The sequence below is a fragment of the Pseudomonas sp. TMW22091 genome (genome assembly GCF_022496705.1).
In the GTDB taxonomy this organism is placed as follows: domain Bacteria; phylum Pseudomonadota; class Gammaproteobacteria; order Pseudomonadales; family Pseudomonadaceae; genus Aquipseudomonas; species Aquipseudomonas saxonica.
In genome coordinates this window covers 180426-195507 of sequence record NZ_SCFI01000008.1, presented here as the reverse complement: position 1 = coordinate 195507, position 15082 = coordinate 180426, and the positions used below count along the sequence as shown (strand labels likewise).

At 59.7% G+C, this 15082-nt stretch carries 12 protein-coding genes; all 12 read left to right on the top strand.

Features of this window, described 5'->3' with window-relative positions; genetic code table 11:
- Positions 1–9 precede the first annotated feature (9 nt).
- The 12 genes from treZ (at position 10) to EQV93_RS16410 (ending at position 14831) form a co-directional block, all read left to right on the top strand.
- Positions 10–1821 (top strand): malto-oligosyltrehalose trehalohydrolase, encoded by a 1812-nt coding sequence (gene treZ, locus EQV93_RS16465; RefSeq protein ID WP_240891947.1) that lies wholly within the window; start codon positions 10–12, stop codon positions 1819–1821.
- Entirely contained in the window at positions 1814–3895 is a 2082-nt protein-coding gene (gene malQ / locus EQV93_RS16460; RefSeq protein ID WP_146387155.1) for a 4-alpha-glucanotransferase, read from the top strand. The genes treZ and malQ overlap by 8 nt, the downstream gene beginning before the upstream one ends.
- Before the next feature lie 32 nt (positions 3896–3927).
- Complete coding sequence (locus EQV93_RS16455; RefSeq protein WP_240891964.1) at positions 3928–6660, top strand: malto-oligosyltrehalose synthase; 2733 nt, start codon at positions 3928–3930, stop codon at positions 6658–6660.
- A 16-nt stretch (positions 6661–6676) separates the two neighbouring features.
- A complete protein-coding gene (locus tag EQV93_RS16450; RefSeq protein ID WP_240891946.1) occupies positions 6677–6916 on the top strand; it encodes a DUF2934 domain-containing protein in 240 nt (79 codons plus the stop codon).
- Positions 6917–7021: 105 nt separating this feature from the next.
- A complete protein-coding gene (gene glgX / locus EQV93_RS16445; protein WP_240891945.1) occupies positions 7022–9184 on the top strand; it encodes a glycogen debranching protein GlgX in 2163 nt (720 codons plus the stop codon).
- 2 nt (positions 9185–9186) lie between these two features.
- Positions 9187–10188 carry an acyl-CoA dehydrogenase gene (locus tag EQV93_RS16440; RefSeq protein WP_240891944.1) on the top strand — a complete coding sequence of 334 codons (1002 nt, stop codon included), beginning with the start codon at positions 9187–9189 and terminating at the stop codon, positions 10186–10188.
- Entirely contained in the window at positions 10185–10943 is a 759-nt protein-coding gene (locus tag EQV93_RS16435) for a PIG-L deacetylase family protein (protein WP_240891943.1), read from the top strand. The genes EQV93_RS16440 and EQV93_RS16435 overlap by 4 nt, the downstream gene beginning before the upstream one ends.
- Positions 10944–10946: 3 nt before the next feature.
- Entirely contained in the window at positions 10947–11546 is a 600-nt protein-coding gene (locus tag EQV93_RS16430) for a class I SAM-dependent DNA methyltransferase (RefSeq protein WP_240891942.1), read from the top strand.
- Complete coding sequence (locus EQV93_RS16425; RefSeq protein ID WP_240891941.1) at positions 11543–12244, top strand: glycosyltransferase; 702 nt, start codon at positions 11543–11545, stop codon at positions 12242–12244. The genes EQV93_RS16430 and EQV93_RS16425 overlap by 4 nt, the downstream gene beginning before the upstream one ends.
- A gap of 65 nt (positions 12245–12309) precedes the next feature.
- Positions 12310–13110, top strand: coding sequence for an endonuclease/exonuclease/phosphatase family protein (locus EQV93_RS16420; protein ID WP_122783665.1), 801 nt, complete (start codon positions 12310–12312; stop codon positions 13108–13110).
- Between the two features lie 903 nt (positions 13111–14013).
- The gene (locus EQV93_RS16415; protein ID WP_240891940.1) at positions 14014–14358 is read left to right on the top strand and encodes a hypothetical protein; all 345 of its coding nucleotides are present in this window, start codon (positions 14014–14016) and stop codon (positions 14356–14358) included.
- Positions 14358–14831 (top strand): DUF6392 family protein, encoded by a 474-nt coding sequence (locus EQV93_RS16410; protein WP_240891939.1) that lies wholly within the window; start codon positions 14358–14360, stop codon positions 14829–14831. Before EQV93_RS16415 ends, EQV93_RS16410 begins: the two co-directional genes overlap by 1 nt.
- Positions 14832–15082 lie beyond the last annotated feature (251 nt).

The window sequence follows — 15082 nt, the reverse complement described above, 5'->3', positions numbered from 1 at the left end:
CCTTTATCGATGCCTTCACAGACATTGGCAACATGGCCCCACGGCGCCCACTTGCTGGATGCACACCACACACGTTTTGCCTTGTGGGCACCTGACGCACACAGCGTCAGCGTCGCCCTTCAAGACGGGCGTTGTGTGGCCCTCTTACCTGAACCTGACGGCTGGTTTGTACGTGAAGTCGAATGCCCCAAAGGCACTCGTTATCGCTACTGCATCAATGACACAACCGAAGTACCCGACCCGGCCTCTCGGGCCCAGGATGGCGGGATCGACGGTTACAGCGTGGTGGTAGACCCGCAAGAGTTCGTTTGGCGCCACCGTCACTGGACAGGCAGGCCCTGGCATGAAGCCGTCATTTATGAACTGCATGTGGGTGTGTTTGGCGGTTATGCCGAGGTCGCCAAGCAGCTGCCGCGTCTGGCGCAACTGGGCGTTACAGCCATTGAACTGATGCCGCTGGCGCAATACAGCGGTGAGCGCAATTGGGGTTATGACAGCGCGCTGCCCTATGCGCCCCATGACACCTATGGCTCACCCGGCGCCCTCAAAGCGCTGATCGATGAGGCACATGGCTTGGGCCTGATGGTAATTGTCGATGTGGTCTACAACCACTTTGGCCCGCAGGGCAATTTTTTACCGACCTACGCCAAAGCGTTTCTCAACCAACAACACCACACCCCGTGGGGGGCCGGGCTCAATTTCGAGCGCGAGGAAGTCCGCAATTTCTTTATTGAAAATGCCTTGATGTGGTTGCTCGATTACCGCATCGACGGGCTACGTCTGGATGCGGTGCATGCCATTAACCATCCCGGCTTTATGCAAGAACTGGCTCATCGAGTACGCCAAAGCGTCGATCCAGCCCGGCATGTGTGGCTGACGCTTGAAAATGAGTTCAATCAGGCCTTTCTGCTGGAAAAAGACTTCAACGCGCAATGGAATGACGACGGCCATAACGTCCTGCACGTGTTGCTGACCGGAGAAACCGACGCCTACTACGCCGAATTTGCCCAACACACCAGCCAGCAATTGGCGCGTTGCCTGAGTCAGGGCTTTGTTTTCCAGGGTGAAAAAGACCGTCACGGTCACGCCCGGGGTGAGCCCAGCGGTCAATTACCGCCCAGCGCCTTTGTGCTGTTTTTGCAAAACCACGATCAGGTCGGCAATCGCGCCTTTGGCGAACGCTTGCACCAGCTATGCCCGCCCCAGGCATTGCGCGCAGCCACGGCGCTGTTGCTCCTGTCACCGATGATTCCGCTGATGTTCATGGGCGACGAAAGTGCCGCGCCCGAGCCCTTCACCTTTTTTACCGACTACACCGGCGAGCTGGCAGAGGCTGTGTGCGAAGGTCGGCGCAAAGAATTTGCCGCCTTCAGCCATTTTTCTTCAGGTGAACACGCCCCACTGATTCCCGACCCCAATCTTCGCTCGACCTTTGAGATCGCCCGCCCCTCTTTGCCAAAAGCCGATGACGAAGAACGTCAGGGCATGCTCGCGCTGTATCAACACCTGCTGCGCATCCGCCATCACACAATCATTCCCCGTCTGGACGGTGCCCAGGCATTGGGTGCTCACGTATTGGCGACAGGCGCAGTCGCTGCCCGCTGGCGCATGGGCGATCACAGCGTGCTGCACATCGCCCTCAACCTGAGCGCCCAAGCGGTGGCTTATAACCCCCCGGCCCAAGGCGAAGTGGTGTTTCAAACCCCGCCGCAGTTGGTCACGCACCTGAGCGAACATGGCCTGTTAGCGCCTTACAGCGCGCTGGTTTCTCTGGTTCCCAGCCCTTATCACCCCACGTTCCTGGAAAGTGCCCATGAGTGAATCACAGCTTGAAATACTCGCCGGCCGAGCAGGTCTGGCCGTGGATTGGGTCGACGCTAACGGCCGTCCGCAACGCGTCGAACCTTACGTGCTGCAAGCGGTACTGGCCGGTCTGGGCTTGCCCGCCGACAGCAACGCAGCGATTGAAACCAGCCTGTTGAATTTACAGCTTGAACAGCAAGACAAACGCCTGCCGCCCCTGTTGACCGCCGATGAAGGCAAAGGTCTGGATCTGGCCCGCTACTTCTCCCCCCACAGTCACTGCGTGGTGTACCTGGAAACGGGCGGATCACTGGATATTCAACTGGACGCCGATGCCTATCTGCCCGGCATGATTCCGATGGGCTACCACCGCGCGCAAGTGGATGATCAGCACTTCACTCTGGCCGTCGCACCGGCCCGCTGCTACAGCATGGCCGATGCTCTCGACACCCAGACACCCCGGGCTTGGGGCTTGAGCGTGCAACTGTATGCGTTGAGGCGCGAAGGCGAAGGCGGCTTTGGCGATAGCCTGGCGCTTGAACGGTTTGCCAAAGCGGCCGGTGAACGCGGGGCCGATGCACTGGCCATCAGCCCCATGCATGCCATGTTCAGTTGCGACCCCTACCGTTACAGCCCCTACTCGCCGTCCAGCCGACTGTTTTTCAACAGCCTGTACGCCGCACCCGCCATGGTGCTGGGTGAAGTGGCCGTGCAGCGAGCCATTGAAGCCACCGGCCTGACCGACGAACTTCGCAGGCTGGAACAACTGCCCCTGGTCGACTGGCCCGCCGCCACCGCGGCCAAAAACACCCTGCTGCACCAGCTGTACGAAGACTTCCTGCTGGGCGAGCAACCGTTGCGCGAAGACTTCAATCAATTTCGCGACAACGGGGGCGAGGCCCTCGAAAACCACTGCCGCTTTGAAGCCCTGCAAGCGCAACACGTCGCCGAGCATCAAGGCCTGGACTGGCGCCAGTGGCCCGAACAATGGCGCGACCCCAACAGCCCTGCGCTGTTGGTGTTTGCAGAAGAGCACGCGCACAGCATTGGCTACTTCGCCTTTTGCCAATGGCTGATTGCCCGCTGCCTGGCGCACACCCACAAAGCGGCCCGCGCCAGCGGCATGGCCATTGGCCTGATCGCCGACCTCGCCGTGGGCGCTGATGGTGGCGGCAGCCAAGCCTGGTGTCGTCAGGACGAACTACTCGCACAACTGACCGTGGGCGCTCCCCCTGACCTGCTCAATCGCCAGGGCCAAGGCTGGGGAATATCTGCTTTCTCTCCGGATGGCCTGAAGCGCAACGGCTTTCGCGCGTTTATCGAAATGCTGCGCGCCAATATGGCCTACGCAGGGGGGCTGCGCATTGACCACGTAATGGGCTTGCAACGGCTGTGGGTGATCCCCTTGGGTGCACAACCCCATGAGGGTGCCTACCTGTATTACCCGGTCGAAGACATGCTGCGTTTGCTGGCCCTGGAGTCGGTGCGTCATCGCGTCATTGTGCTGGGCGAAGACCTGGGCACCGTGGCTGACGGCCTGCGTGAAAAGCTCAGTGAACGTGCCATCCTCGGCATGCGCGTGTTGCTCTTCGAGCAGGATTACGGCGCACGCTTCAGGCCCATCCTCGACTGGCCCGACAACGCGCTGGCCACCACCAGCACCCATGACTTACCGACGCTCAACGGCTGGTGGCTGGGGCGCGACATCGATTGGAATCTGCGACTGGGCATGGTCGATGAGCCCACCGCAACGCACTGGCGCGAACACCGGCAACATGAACGCGACGGCTTGCATCGCGCCCTGAGTCAGGACCCGCAAAACTTTCAGGACGAATCCAGCGGCGCAGATCAAGTACTCGATGCCAGCGCCCGTTTTCTCGGGCACACCCGGGCTCCACTGGTGCTGCTGCCCATCGAAGATGCATTGGGCCTTGAGGAACAGCCCAACCTGCCGGGTACCGTGAGTACTCATCCGAACTGGCAGCGCCGACTCCCCGCCGACGCTGAAACCTTGCTCGACTCTGCAGAGGTGGCACGCCGTCTGGAATTATTGGCCTGCGCACGCCTGCAAGCACAGGAGCGCGATCAGTGAGCCGCCACGCGGCCGTGGACTGGCGCGCGACAATGCGCCTGCAATTCCATGCCGGTTTTACCTTGGATGACGCTCGCGAACAGGTGCCCTACTTTGCCAGTCTGGGCATCAGCCACCTCTATGCGTCACCTTTGCTGACAGCCCGCGAAGGCTCAATGCATGGCTACGATGTGGTCGACCCCACCCACGTCAGCCCGGCGCTGGGCGGTGAAGACGCGTTGCGCCGACTGGTGGCCGAACTGCGCGCCCACAACATGGGGTTGCTGCTCGACATCGTCTCCAACCATATGGCCGTAGGCGGCGCCGATAACCCGTGGTGGCTGGACTTGCTGGCCTGGGGGCGGGCCAGCCCCTATGCGGAGTTTTTCGACATTCAGTGGCACTCAGCCGACCCGCTCCTGGAGGGGGTGCTGTTACTGCCGTTTCTGGGCGACGACTATGGCCCCACTCTGCAAGCGGGCGGCATTGCCCTGCGTTTCAACGCCCAGCAGGGGACGTTTCACGCCGAGCACGGCCCGCATCATTTCCCGATTTGCCCACTGGATTACCCGGCGCTGCTGAGTGCCAGTCACTTACCAGAACTACAGGCGTTGGCCCAGGGATTTGCAGCACTGACCCAGTTTGGCAATCCCCGCGATCAAGCGGCGGCGTTGCACCGCCAACTGGCCGAGTTGGGCCGCTCGCCCACCACCGTCGCCGCCATCGAGCAGCACCTGCTACGTTACGACTCACACAGCCCCGAAGGTTTTGCGCGCCTGCATCAATTGCTCGAAAGGCAGTCCTGGCGACTGGCCAGTTGGCGCACGGCGGCAGACGACATCAACTGGCGGCGCTTTTTTGATGTCAACGAACTGGCCGGTTTACGCGTCGAGCGGGCCACGGTGTTTGAGGCCACACACGGCAAACTGTTCGACCTGATCGCCGAGGGTCTGGTTGACGGTGTACGCGTCGACCACATCGACGGCCTCGCCGACCCCGGCGGTTATTGCCGCAAACTCAGGCGCCGGATCGACAGCCTCAGCCCAGATCGGCATGTACCGATCTATGTCGAAAAAATCCTCGGGGGCCAAGAACAACTGCCCACCGATTGGGGAGTGGACGGTACTACCGGCTACGAGTTCATGAATCAGGTCTCGCTGCTGCAACATCAGCCTGACGGTGAACAAGCGCTGGCCTTGTTGTGGGCCGCCCACAGCCACCGGCCTGCCGACTTCAAGACCGAAGCGCTGCTGGCACGCAAACAGACCCTCAACGGTGCACTGGCGGGCGACTTCGAACGGGTGGCGCTGGCCCTGCAGGACGTTGCGCGCAGCGACATCATGACCCGGGATCTGACTCTGGGCGCCATTCGCCGAGCCTTGCAGGCGCTGGTGATCCACTTCCCGGTGTACCGCACCTACATCACCGCCGCTGGCCGCAGTGAGGCGGATGATGCAGTGTTTGAGCAGGCACTTGCAGGTGCACGCGAACGCTTGAGCGAAGCCGACTGGCCAGTGCTCGAGCACCTGCAACAGTGGCTCGGCGGCGCCCCTTGGCGCAGCCGCCCGGTGGGGCGCTCGCGCACATTGCTCAAGCAGGCCTGCGTGCGTTTTCAGCAATTGACCTCTCCCACGGCCGCCAAGGCCGTGGAAGACACAGCCTTCTATCGCTACGGGCGATTGCTGTCGCGTAATGACGTGGGCTTCAATGCCGAATGCTTCAGCGCACCCGTCGAGACGTTTCATCACGCCTGTGAAACGCGTCTGGCGAGTTTCCCTGACAACCTGCTGGCCACCGCCACCCATGACCACAAGCGCGGCGAAGACTGCCGAGCGCGCTTGGCGGTACTCAGTGAACGCAGCGACTGGTATGCGCAATGCGTTGCCCGCTGGCTGCCGCTGGCGCGGCAACTGCAGGTCGATCCGCCAGACCCGAACCGCGTTGATGAGTTGATGCTGTTTCAAATCATCCTCAGCAGTTGGCCTCTGGATTTGCACCCGGATGACAGGCCCGGCCTGGAGCGCTACCACGAACGCATTTGGCAGTGGCAACTCAAGGCCCTGCGTGAAAGCAAACTCGACAGCCAGTGGGCGGCACCCAACGAGCCTTATGAGCAAGCGGTCAAGGCCTTTATCGAGCGGCTGCTGCTGCAACCCGAAGGCTTGAGCTTGCGCACCGAGTTGTATGAGGCCGCGCAATGCATCGCTCCGGCCGGAGCGCTCAACGGCCTGGCCCAATGCCTGCTGAAACTCACCAGCCCCGGCATCCCGGATATCTACCAAGGCTGCGAAGGGTGGGACTTGAGCCTGGTCGACCCCGACAACCGACGTCCGGTGGACTATGCCCACCATCAACAGATGCTCGATGCCGACCTCAGCCCGCAGGCCCTGCTCGCTGACTGGCGCAGCGGCGCTGTCAAGCAAGCCATGATTGCCCGCACGCTCAACCTGCGCGCCCGTCACCCGCAGTTGTTCAGCCGGGGGCGTTATATTCCGCTGGAGGTACGCGGAGAAAATGCCGATCACCTGGTGGCGTTTGCCCGTCAATGGAATGAGCAAGTGGCTGTCATCGTCGTTCCTCGACTTATCGCCAATTACACCCAAAAACATACATTAATGCTTGGAAAAACACCCATTTGGAGTGAAACCTTCATCGAACTACCGTTCGACGGAATAGATCTCAAATTTAAGGGATTTTTTGACTCGCCCGCAGTCACTACAAATAGGACGCTAAGGGTCAGCGACGCTCTGGACACCTTCCCCGTCACCCTCATGATCAACACTTGAGTTCAGGAGCTTTGCGATGAGTACTAACGAAAAACGCATTCGTGAATTGGCTTATCAAATCTGGGAGTCCGAAGGACGGCCCCATGGGCAGGAAGCCAAGCATTGGGAGATGGCGCACAAACTGGCGCAGGCCGAGGCACTCGCCCCAGCCAAGCCCCAAGCGTCCAAAGCGCCTGCCAAGGCAGCGGCCAAGCCTGCTGCCAAGGTAGCCGCCGCTAAAAAGCCACGGGCACCGCGCAAGCCGGCCACGCCTTAACGCTGCTCTCGTAACGCTAGCGCGTCACTTACAACAGGACCATAACGCCTGACGGGCACTTATTGCCCGTCATTGGCGACACGACCCGATCACCCAGGAGCATCTATGTCTCAGCGCAAGTCAGCACCCCCTGCAACACCGGACGTTGAACCCTCGCGCATTCGCGAAGGGCTGCCCTTCCCGCTTGGCGCTACTTGGGACGGGCTAGGTGTTAATTTTGCGTTGTTCTCAGCCAACGCCACCAAAGTCGAACTGTGCCTGTTCGACTCCACTGGCGAAGTGGAACTGGAACGTATTGAACTGCCCGAATACACCGATGAGACCTATCACGGCTACTTGCCCGATGCCCATCCGGGGCAAATCTACGGCTACCGCGTGTACGGCCCCTATGACCCCAAAAATGGCCATCGTTTCAACCACAACAAACTGCTGATTGACCCGTACGCCAAGCAACTGGTTGGTGAGCTGAAATGGTCAGAAGCCCTGTTCGGCTACACCATCGGCCACCCCGACGCAGACCTGAGCTTCGATGAACGCGACAGCGCCCCCTTCGTACCCAAGTGCAAAGTGATCGACCCGGCCCACACCTGGGGCCACGACCATCGCCTGGTGGTGCCATGGGAACGCACGATTTTCTACGAGACCCACGTGCGCGGCATCACCATGCAACACCCCGCAGTGCCGGAAAATGTACGCGGCACCTTTGCCGGCCTGATGGTCGATGAAGTCATCGAACACATCCGCAAACTGGGGGTTACCAGCGTCGAACTGCTGCCTATTCATGCCTTCGTCAATGACCAGCACCTGCTGCAAAAAGGCATGACCAACTACTGGGGCTATAACAGCATTGCGTTCTTCGCACCCGACCCGCGTTACTTGGCCAGCGGCAAAATTGCCGAGTTCAAGGAAATGGTCGCGCACCTGCACGAAGCCGGGCTTGAAGTCATCATGGACGTGGTCTACAACCACACGGCTGAAGGCAATGAACAAGGCCCGACCCTGTCCATGCGCGGGATCGACAACGCCTCTTACTACCGTCTGATGCCCGATGACAATCGCTATTACATCAACGACTCCGGCACCGGCAACACGCTGGACCTGAGCCACCCGTGTGTGCTGCAAATGGTCACCGACTCGTTGCGCTACTGGGCGCAGGAGATGCACGTCGACGGCTTCCGCTTCGATCTGGCCACCATTCTGGGGCGTTACCACGACGGCTTTGACGAACGGCACAGCTTTCTGGTGGCCTGCCGCCAGGACCCGTTGCTGCGTCAGGTGAAAATGATTGCCGAGCCTTGGGACTGTGGCCCCGGCGGTTATCAGGTGGGCGGTTTCCCACCGGGCTGGGCAGAATGGAACGACCGTTTTCGCGACACCGTTCGCGCCTTCTGGAAAGGCGACGAAGGTCAGTTGGCCGATTTCGCCGCGCGCATGACCGCCTCCGGGGAACTGTATAACCAGCGCGGACGGCGCCCTTACGCCTCGGTCAACTTCATTACCGCCCATGATGGCTTCACCCTGCACGATCTCGTGTCTTACAACGACAAGCACAACGAAGCCAACGACGAGAACAACCAGGACGGCAGCAATAACAACCTGTCGTGGAACCACGGTGTCGAAGGCCCCACCGAAGACGAAGACATCAACACCCTGCGCTTGCGCCAGATGCGCAACTTCTTCGCCACCCTGTTACTGGCCCAGGGCACACCCATGATCGTTGCCGGTGACGAGTTCGCCCGCACCCAGAACGGCAACAACAATGCGTACTGCCAGGACAGCGAAATTGGCTGGATCAACTGGGAACTGGACGCTGACGGCAAGTCGCTGCTCAAGTTCGTCAAACGCCTGATCAAGCTGCGCATGAGCTACCCCATCTTGCGCCGTGGCCTGTTTTTGGTTGGCCATTACAACGAAGAGCTGGGCATCAAAGATGTGACCTGGCTGGCCCCTGAAGGCACCGAAATGAGCATTGAACAGTGGCAAGACCCCAACGGTCGCTGCCTGGGGATCCTGCTCGACGGTCGCGCTCAAGTGTCCGGTGTGCAGCGCGCCGGAGCCGATGCCACGCTGTTGATCACGGTTAACGCGCAACATGACAGCGTCGACTTCACCCTGCCTGAAGTGCCCGAAGGTTCAGGCTGGACCTGCAAGTTCGACACCTTCGACCCCGACTTCAAAAACCGCGACACCTTGGCCTTCAACAGCACTTACAGCCTCAATGGGCGCTCCATGGCGCTGTTCGAGCTGATCCACACCGACGAGGACTGACCATGGATCTGCACGGTTTTTTCAAGACCGTCACCCTGCCCATGACCACTGCGCAGGCGCTGGGCGACTGCTTGCAAAAAATGGCCGATGCCGGGCTCGACACCCTGCCCTTACCGGGCAGCGGTCGCACACTGGAGCGCTGGCAGCGGCTGGCGTACGTGGCGAGCAACGATTTGGGGTTGTGCAAACTCTATGAGGGCCATACGGACGCGCTGGCGACCATGCAGGAATTGCATGCGCAGCGTCCGCCCGCAGGCAGCACCTGGGGGCTGTGGGCCGCAGAGCCGCCCAATGCCCGGGTTCAGGTGCGCAGGGTCAACGGGCAAGTCGTGCTCAACGGCCGCAAGTCGTGGTGTTCAGGAGCGGCGGTGGTCAGCCACGGGTTGTTGACCGCCTGGGATGAACAGGGCGCGGTGCAACTGGTGGCAGTCGAAATGCACCAACCGCAGATCAGCATCACCGCCTACGGCTGGGAAGCCGTCGGCATGAGCGCCACGGCCAGTCTCGATGTGCATTTTGAACAGGCGCCAGCGACCTGTATCGGTGGCCCCGGCGACTATTTGCAGCGCCCCGGCTTCTGGCAAGGTGCGATTGGCATTGCCGCCTGCTGGCATGGCGCCGCCAGCGCGTTGGCCCACGCCCTGCAACACCACTGTAGCCAGCGCGCCGATCCCCATGCACTGGCCCATCTGGGAGCGGTGAATGCTGCCTTGTTCAGCGCCACCTGCGTATTCGCCGAATGTGCCCGGCAAGTGGACGAACAGCCCACGGCCGACGCGCAATTATTGGCGCGCCAAACTCGCGCCCACGTTGAAACCTGCGTCGAACAGGTGATCGCTCACGTAGGCCGGGCGTTGGGCGCGGGCCCATATTGTAAAAACCCGCACTTTGCCCGCCTGAGTGCCGATTTGCCGGTCTATCTGCGCCAAAGCCATGCCGAGCGCGACCTGCAAGCGCTCGGCGAACAGGCGGCCCTGCTGCCTGAAAGGGAATGGCCACTATGACCACCAACCTGATTGTGGGTGCAGGCACCGGGCTGGATCACTGGCGCAATGCCCGGTGTCTGGCGGACATGCGGCCAATCGACCTGACCCGTCTGGTGCCCGACGGTGCTCGTGCCGTCATTATCGCCCCGCACCCTGATGATGAAATTCTGGGCTGCGGCGGTTTGCTGCAATTGCTGCACGCTGCCGGTCGCTCACTGCTGTTGATTTCGATCACGGACGGCACGGCCAGTCATCCGGGGTCAACGGCATGGCCTGCCGAGCGGCTGCGCCAGGTTCGCCCACAGGAATCCGAAGAGGCCTTGACCCGTTTGGGCCTCAGCGGATTGAACTGGGTGCGCGGCGGGTTTGAAGACACCCAGGTCGCGACCTGCGAGGACGCCGTGAGTGCATTCATCAAACAGCACTTGCGACCCGGCGATGTGGTATTCGCCACGTGGCGAGAAGACGGTCACAGCGACCACGATGCGGTGGGCCGTGCCAGCAGTCGAGCCGCCAAAGCCGTCGGTGCGACCTTGCACGAAGTGCCCATCTGGGCCTGGCACTGGGCCCATAATGACGACCCCCGAGTGCCCTGGAAGCGTGCACGCAAAGTGTGCTTGAGCCCTTATGCCATCGCCCGCAAACGCTACGCGGCGCAGGCGTTTACCAGCCAATTGGTACAAGACCCGAGCACCGGACTGGAAGCTGTTTTGCCCGCGCCTGTACTGGAGCGTTTGCTGCAACCGTTTGAAGTCGTGTTTATACAGGAGTGAAACATGAGTGTGCCGACCACTTTTTTCGATCAGCTTTATGAGCAAAACCCCGACCCCTGGGCCTTCCGTGATCGTTGGTACGAGCAGCGCAAACGCGCGCTCACCCTGGCCAGCCTGCCGCGCCAGCACTATGGGTCAATTTACGAACTGGGCTGTGCCAATGGCGAACTGAGTGCGGGGCTGGCCCAACGTACCGACCGTTTGTTGTGCTGCGACGCGGCCGCCAAAGCGGTTGAACTGGCGCGTGAGCGTTTGAGTCATTGCGCCCACGCCCATGTGGAGCAGAGCCGCATACCGGAACATTGGCCCGCCGAACAGTTCGAACTGATCGTGCTCAGCGAACTGGGTTACTACCTCGATGCGCAGGCGCTGCAACGCTTGGTTGATCGGGTGTTGAGCAGCTTGAGCGCTGACGGACACTTTTTGGCGTGCCATTGGCGCCCTGCCATTGAGGGCTGCTCACTGACCGGTGATGAAGTGCATGGCCTGCTGCACGACACACTGGGTTTATACCGCCTGGCCCAGCACCTCGAAGACGACTTCGTGCTTGAAGTCTGGAGCCGCGCCCCTATCTCAGTGGCACGGCAGGAGGGCCTGCGATGATTGGCATTTTGATCCCGGCCCATAACGAGCAGGACCTGCTCGCGCAGTGCCTGCAAGCCGCGTTGGCGGCGGGGCGTCACCCGCGTCTTAACGGCGAAACCGTGAGCGTGGTGCTGGTACTGGACAGTTGCAGCGACCGTTCGGCTGAACTAGCCGCTGAATTCCCCATCCACGTGCTGCACATCCAGGCCCGCAATGTCGGGGCTGCTCGCAGCCTGGGGGCGCAATGGTTGCTCAAACAAGGTGCGCGCTGGATCGCCTGCACCGACGCCGACAGCCTGGTTGCTGAAGACTGGCTGGTTGCGCAACTGGCGCTTAACAGCGATGCGGTATGCGGCACGGTGGCCGTGGACGATTGGGGCACCCTGATCGACGCGCCTGCCCAAGCGCGTTACCACGCGGCATACGAAGCCTGCGACGGGCACCGGCACATTCATGGGGCCAACCTGGGAATCAGCGCCCGTGCCTACCGGCAAGCGGGCGGTTTTGAGGCCCTGAGCTGCCATGAAGATGTTCAATTAGTGAAACGGCTACAAGCCTGCGGTGCAAGCATCGCCTGGAGTCACCGGCCCAAAGTGACCACCAGCGCCCGATTGGATTGTCGAGCTGCGGGGGGTTTTGGCGATTACCTCAAGTCCCTGCTAGCGTTGCCTGCACCTGATCAACATCAACTGGACTCGCGTCCCGATACGCTATAACTGCCTGTGCGCCGAACGGCCGGGCGTGTACCGGGTCGAACGTGATTCAACGCACAGGAGAGACCATGACGCTTGATATTGTTGGCAACCCCATCGAGTCGCCGGCGCCTGAAACGGCGCCGGCCGTACACCGAGTCAAAGTGCTCACGGTCAACATGCACAAAGGCTTTACCGCATTAAATCGACGCTTCATCCTGCCGGAGCTTCGCGAAGCCGTGCGTGCCACCGGCGCTGACGTCGTATTTTTACAGGAAGTGCTGGGCGAACATGACAAACACGCCTCGCGTTATGACGCGTGGCCGGCGGTTTCGCAGTATGAATTTTTGGCCGACAGCATGTGGACTGACTTTGCCTACGGCCGCAATGCGGTCTATCCCGGTGGTCACCACGGCAACGCGGTGCTGTCCAAATTCCCGATCAAGTCCTATCGCAACCTTGATGTTTCCATCACAGGCCCTGAACGGCGCGGGCTGCTGCACTGTGTACTGGACGTGCCGGGGCATAACCAAGTGCATGCGATTTGCGTGCACCTGAGCTTGCTGGAGAGCCATCGGCAGTTGCAAATCGTGCTGCTTAACCAACTGCTCAAATCCTTGCCACCCAGTGACCCGGTCATCATTGCGGGGGACTTTAACGATTGGAAACTGCAAGGCAATGCTACGTTGTTACAGCGTGACGACTTGCATGAAGTATTCCAGCGTCACCACGGCCAACTGGCCAAGAGCTACCCGGCTCGGTTTCCGATGCTGAGGCTGGATAGGGTTTACCTGCGCAATGCGACGGGTCAAAACCCGATGATCCTGGGAGGCAAACCGTGGTCGCATTTATCGGATCATTTACCGTTGTCGGTAGAGGTGAATTTATAAAGCGCGGGCTAGTCACCTTGTTGTGATCTGGCTTTTGATCTGCTTGTGATCTGGCTTTTGATCTTGATTTGCCGCCCCTTCGGGAGGCCGAGTGGAGGTTTCGCGGAGTGGGTCGACCGGCATGGATGCCGGGAGAGCTGCGATCGGGCCAAGGATGGCCCGTCGCAGCGTGCCCACGGAGCGGGACCGGAGTGAGGGACACCTGAGCGCAGCGAGGGCCGTACGCGGGGGCGGAAGCATTTTGGTTACTTTGCTGCTTTTGCAAAGTGACACGCCGTAAGGGCGTAACCCGTAGAACGCCGTGATACATGAAATGGATATGTACGCGGTTTATATAACTGGAGCACTAAATACATATCCATTGTATGTGTTAGTTCTTTCTACGGGTTTCGCCCTCACGGCGAGGCACTTTTGTCAAACAGCCGAGACTTTAGCCATCCACATTCGTCGCCAAACGAAAACAGGTGGCTGCTGTACGCGGGTTGGCGAACCGGTCATACCCAAGAAACTCCGGCAGATCCTTAGATCTCCCACGTACAGCTGCCATAAAGCCTCGCGATGCAAAATACACGCTTGGCTAGAGATAGCAATTCTTGGCATGTTCCGAGTCGCCAAACCCGGTCGCATAATGCGAGCGCTGGCTATAGGCCCGCGCCCCAGCTATCTCAATCCACAACCCTGTGCGAAACCTCCCGAATCCCCGTGAGGGCACACCTACACAAAAAGCATTACGACGGCTTCGCCGCCAATCGCAGCATTCGTGCCTCGTCAGCGGCTACCACCGCTGCCGAAGGCTGCGATGGGCCGGTTTCACCTGCGGAAATGTCTGGAGAAGTGGATTTATAAAACGCGGGCTTGTGATCTGGGTTTTGATCTTGATCTGCCGCCCCCTCGGAAGGCCGAGTGGAGAATGGCCAGCAAGTCGACCATATGCCCTCACAAGCAGCTATACGGCGCTACTTGGAGGCAAATTTCAGAACCTTGACTCAGAAACAGGTAGATGAGTATCTGAAAAAAGTGGCAAGTGTTGCTATCCCGGCCAAGGTCCATCAGAAATTTAGTCAAACCTACGGCGGGCGAAACACCCGGATAAAACAACACTCGGACGCAGGCGATCTGCGGGGGGCCGTAGATAGAAACTTTGATGCGATCAAGCCCTATATGCTTGAAGAAGGCTTTGCTGAAGCCGACCTAGAGATGGCACGAAGTAAAATCCACGACATCAACGAAGAGCAGGGGTGGTACTAATGGACGCAGTAACCATAAATAGATTGATCAAAGGACTAGGTCACACCTACGAGGAACTCATCGCCGACGGTTTAGTGCTGGGTTCATCACCAACCCCACTGTTTACTGAGGGTCAAAACGAGGATCTTATCCAGAAGCCGGCCCTAGGGATTGAGTTGTGGTTTTGTGCTGTGACCAGGAGACTGGAACGGATCGTAATGACTCTGTCACCGATTTTTGATGACGACCCTGTATATGAAGGTGAACTCCCTATCCCTTTCATCCGCAAAATGGACCAGGACGGTGTTAGAGCATTGGTTGGGGAACCCTACCAATCGAAAGGACCAGCGAAGCTACCTCCTCCAATTGGCATTACGGGGGGATGGGATGCTTTTCGAATTGACCACACTCATGCAGAACTAGTGGTCCAATATTTAAAGGATAAATCTGTTTGTGGACTGGCATTTTGCCAAATCGATAAAGATACAGATTGAGCCACTCTCAGCCAGCGCCTCAAGGCCCGAAGGCGGGCTTTTTTAATAAAAATGCCGAACTAATCATTCGGCATTGTCATAGAAAATCACATCCGTGCTGAAAAGGGGAATTTTCAAGCAGACCTGATACACCCAGTCGCTAAACGCGAGCGCTGACAGTTGGCCCGCGGGCCAACCCTCTCAATCGACAACCCTGTACGAAACCTCCCGAATCCCAGTGAGCGCACACCTACAGTCAAAAGCATTACGAC

Bases quoted from the DNA above. Each gene is read 5' to 3' on its own strand.
- glgX (WP_240891945.1), top strand. From the start codon at position 7,022: ATGTCTCAGCGCAAGTCAGCACCCCCTGCAACACCGGACGTTGAACCC.
- EQV93_RS16430 (WP_240891942.1), top strand. From the start codon at position 10,947: ATGAGTGTGCCGACCACTTTTTTCGATCAGCTTTATGAGCAAAACCCC.
- EQV93_RS16450 (WP_240891946.1), top strand. From the start codon at position 6,677: ATGAGTACTAACGAAAAACGCATTCGTGAATTGGCTTATCAAATCTGG.
- treZ (WP_240891947.1), top strand. From the start codon at position 10: ATGCCTTCACAGACATTGGCAACATGGCCCCACGGCGCCCACTTGCTG.
- EQV93_RS16410 (WP_240891939.1), top strand. From the start codon at position 14,358: ATGGACGCAGTAACCATAAATAGATTGATCAAAGGACTAGGTCACACC.
- malQ (WP_146387155.1), top strand. From the start codon at position 1,814: ATGAGTGAATCACAGCTTGAAATACTCGCCGGCCGAGCAGGTCTGGCC.
- EQV93_RS16440 (WP_240891944.1), top strand. From the start codon at position 9,187: ATGGATCTGCACGGTTTTTTCAAGACCGTCACCCTGCCCATGACCACT.
- EQV93_RS16455 (WP_240891964.1), top strand. From the start codon at position 3,928: ATGCGCCTGCAATTCCATGCCGGTTTTACCTTGGATGACGCTCGCGAA.
- EQV93_RS16425 (WP_240891941.1), top strand. From the start codon at position 11,543: ATGATTGGCATTTTGATCCCGGCCCATAACGAGCAGGACCTGCTCGCG.
- EQV93_RS16435 (WP_240891943.1), top strand. From the start codon at position 10,185: ATGACCACCAACCTGATTGTGGGTGCAGGCACCGGGCTGGATCACTGG.
- EQV93_RS16420 (WP_122783665.1), top strand. From the start codon at position 12,310: ATGACGCTTGATATTGTTGGCAACCCCATCGAGTCGCCGGCGCCTGAA.